Origin of the sequence: Okeania sp. SIO2B9 (assembly GCF_010672505.1) — a bacterium.
Lineage (GTDB): Bacteria > Cyanobacteriota > Cyanobacteriia > Cyanobacteriales > Microcoleaceae > Okeania > Okeania hirsuta.
The window spans coordinates 1-3670 of record NZ_JAAHGK010000796.1; the positions used below are offsets into that span (position 1 = coordinate 1).

Consider the following 3670-nt stretch of genomic DNA (forward strand, 5'->3'; position numbering starts at 1 on the left):
TCTTACTTCTGCTATAAAAAAGTAGGTATTTATTTAAATATAGAGAATAGGTGAAAATTAACTTTTTTAATTCTAACTAATTCTAAGTTTTCCAGGAAAAATATAGATCAACTAATTGACTTTTGCCAGTTAATATTGTTACTTATATATTATTACTAAAAAGTATAATAAAAAAAAAATATCATGCCCGGATAATTAGTGATAAAAAACTTTATCCCTTTGAACCTTTTTTTTCCTTTTGCCTTCTGCCTTCTGACTTCCTTCTTTCAAAGAATAACTATTCAACCGAACATGATATAATTATTAACTATGAAAATTTTAGTTTTAAACGCAGGCTCCAGTTCTCAAAAAAGTTGCTTGTATGAAATTACTGGGGAAAAGTTACCAGAAAATCCACCAAAACCAATTTGGGAAGCAGCAATTGACTGGACTGCTAATGATGATTATGGTCTGATGGAAATTGCAGCAAATGGAATAGAAAAGAAGATAAAACTTAACCCAGAAAAACGCCTAGAAAGCATTGCTAAAATGTTAGAAACTCTTAGGCAAGGAGAAACTAAAGTTATAGATAAACTATCCGATATAGATGTAGTTGGTCATCGAGTAGTTCATGGCGGTTCAGATTATTCAGAAGCAACATTTATTACAGATAAAGTCAAGGCAACAATCAAAAATCTTATTCCTTTAGCACCTACTCATAATCCCAATCATTTAGAAGGAATTGAAGCCATTGAAAAAACATTAGGAAATGTGGCTCAAATAGCAGTATTCGATACAGCATTTCATAGTAAAATGCCAAAAAAAGCTGCTGTTTATCCCATCCCTTATGAATGGTTTGAAAAAGGAATTCGGCGCTATGGATTTCATGGAACAAGTCATAAATATTGTGTTCAAAAAACAGCAAAAATATTAGGAAAACCACTAGAATCTTTGCGGATAATTACTTGTCATTTAGGTAATGGAGCTTCTTTAGCAGCAGTTCGTAATGGAATTAGTATTAATACTACCATGGGATTTACTCCATTAGAAGGATTAATGATGGGAACTCGTAGTGGCTCAATTGACCCGGCAATCCTCATTTACTTAATGCGAGAACATGGTCTAGATACGGAAAAACTCAATACAATTCTCAACAAAGAATCAGGGTTAAAAGGAATATCTGGAAAATCTGGAGATATGCGTTATATAACCACAGCGATGCAAGAAGGAGATGAACGTGCCCAATTAGCATTCGATATTTATATTCATCAACTTCATTGTTGTATTGGAAAAATGCTCGCTTCTCTTGGTGGTATGGACGTTTTAGTATTTACTGCTGGAATAGGAGAACGTTCAGTAATTGTCAGAGAAAAAACTTGTGAAAATTTTGAATTTTTAGGATTAAAAATAGATAAGGAAAAAAATATTAAACCAGGGATAGATACCGATATTTCTACTTCAGATTCAACAGTACGAATATTGGTAGTACACACAGAAGAAGATTGGGCGATCGCTTGTGAATGTTGGCAGAAAATGAATCAAGCTTAGGTAATATTTGGACTAAAAATTTGATAAATAGTTATACCAATTTTATAGCAGAAGGAAGAGGGAAGAAGGAAGAAGGAAAAATCTTCCGTTGTCTGAGTTTTAAGCTTTTGATATGTCCTAACCTTTCCTTCGACTTTTATATGTGAGGTTACTGGCGTGACACACCTTAAATGGTGTATTAGAAAAAAATGGTCAAACCTTGCCATAAACAGAATTATAGGAAAAAATCTAATCCACAGTTTTAGCTGTGTCATGCCACTATACAGAATTAGGTGGCGCGGTGGTAGGTCTTATACCAAGCGTGAAAAAAGAATGCTACAAAAAGGTAGATATTGATCGGATATGCTTAAAAATAGCTGCTCCAGTTCATTTGAGATAGTTATCTCTATCTTTTTTCCCTTTTTTTCAATATTTACCCCAACTTCGGTCTTCCCTCTTCCTTCTTTCGTAGGGACATTGCATGCAACGTCCCTACCATTTGTAACAAACATTTATCACGCTTGGTATTAGGTGTTAGACATAATACCAATTTTATGTGAAGTGGCACAGAATTATGAAATTTATTAACTTGTCTATCTCAATCTACAGTCAACTCTGATTAATATATTATTCTATATAGCGATGTCACTAAATTAAAGTACATTAGTACATTGACATACTCTCCGGCGGTCAGGCACGGAGATTCTCCTGAAACTAGGATTCTTGGGTAAAATTACAGTTATGGACAATGAAGACCTCAATCAACTCAATATTCAGCCAATGGCAGAAAGTCCTTTAGATCATTTAGGAGAAGAACCCCCAAAACCAGATCCGGAGGAAATGTTGCCATTGCTAACTTCTTCAGAACCCTCCCAAAGGATGATTGCAGCGCGAGCTTTCTGTGAACTCCAAGAAAAACGGGCTATTATTCCATTAATTAAATTATTAGAAGATGATTGTCCATTAATACGAGTTAGTGCTGCTTATGCTTTGGGCCGTAATCCTAGCCCAGATGCAGTAGAACCTCTAATTACACAATTGAATAAGGACTTTAACGGCTATGTCCGTAAAGGAGTGGTTTGGGCCTTGGGAAATTGTCGCGATCGCCGTGCTTTGGAGCCTTTAGTTGATGTCCTCAGAACAGATATTTCTGCGGTGCGTCTATGGGCAGCAAGTTCCCTTGGTCAGATGGCCAAAGTAAGTTATGAAGTGGTAGTAGGGGCAATACCACCATTAATTGAAGGTTTGCGACGAGACTCAATGCCAGCAGTTAGAAGTAATTGTGCATGGGCCATTGGTCAATTATGTCGAGAATTACCTTCTAATGTGGTCTATGCAGGTGGCATTGATGCCTTAATTGAAGCATTAGAAGAGGAGCAAGATATGGGAGTGCGGGAAGATGCTAAATCATCTTTGTTACGAGTAGGAGACCCCAGGGGTCTGCAAGTTATTGAAGATTTAGCAATGGAAGGATTATAATATCGTTTCTCAAAAACTTTTCAACGATTATCTTGAGTAAGGGAGTGGGGGAGTGGGGGAGAATTAAACATCAGAATAATTAACATTAACGCAGGTTCAAATTAGCAAAAAAGTTATTGGGACTTTTTCAATTACTAATAACTGAAGTGTTACTTATTCAATAGTACGAAGGAGTATCCTTAATGTCAAAGCATAAAGTTTCTTATCAATTTCTCACTCCCCAAAGTTTTCTAGAACGTAGTGTCGCAGCATTTCATCAGAAAGATGCCATAGTTTACCGCTCCTCTAGATGGACTTATGCGCAGTTTGCCGCTAGAGTTAATCAACTAGCAAACGCTTTAAAAAACTGGGGGTTACAAAAAGGCGATCGCGTAGCTTTCCTTTGCCCCAATATTCCACCCATGCTAGAAGCACATTTTGGCGTTCCTCTAGCAGGAGGAGTTTTAGTCGCTATCAATATTCGATTAGCTGCTAAAGATATTTGCTATATCCTGAATAACTGTGGAGCGCGTCTATTATTTGTCGATACAGAATTATCTCACCTGGTAAAATCAGTGTGGGATGAGTTGGAAAGTGTAGAAGAAATAATTAATATAGTAGACAGTCAAATAGAAGCAAAAGGAGAAAAATTACCAGGAACAGATTATGAAACTTTTTTAACTACAGGTACATCAGACCCTCTACC

General features: G+C 36.3%; 3 protein-coding genes. All 3 read left to right on the forward strand.

The window, feature by feature from the left end; all coding sequences use genetic code 11:
* Positions 1–309: 309 nt before the first annotated feature.
* Positions 310–1527, forward strand: a complete 1218-nt coding sequence (locus F6K13_RS23520) for an acetate kinase (RefSeq protein WP_124154197.1) — start codon at positions 310–312, stop codon at positions 1525–1527.
* 720 nt (positions 1528–2247) lie between these two features.
* Positions 2248–2985, forward strand: coding sequence for a HEAT repeat domain-containing protein (locus tag F6K13_RS23525; RefSeq protein ID WP_124143113.1), 738 nt, complete (start codon positions 2248–2250; stop codon positions 2983–2985).
* A 182-nt stretch (positions 2986–3167) separates the two neighbouring features.
* A partial coding sequence (locus tag F6K13_RS23530) for an AMP-binding protein (protein WP_287288558.1) occupies positions 3168–3670 on the forward strand: 503 nt, incomplete at its 3' end.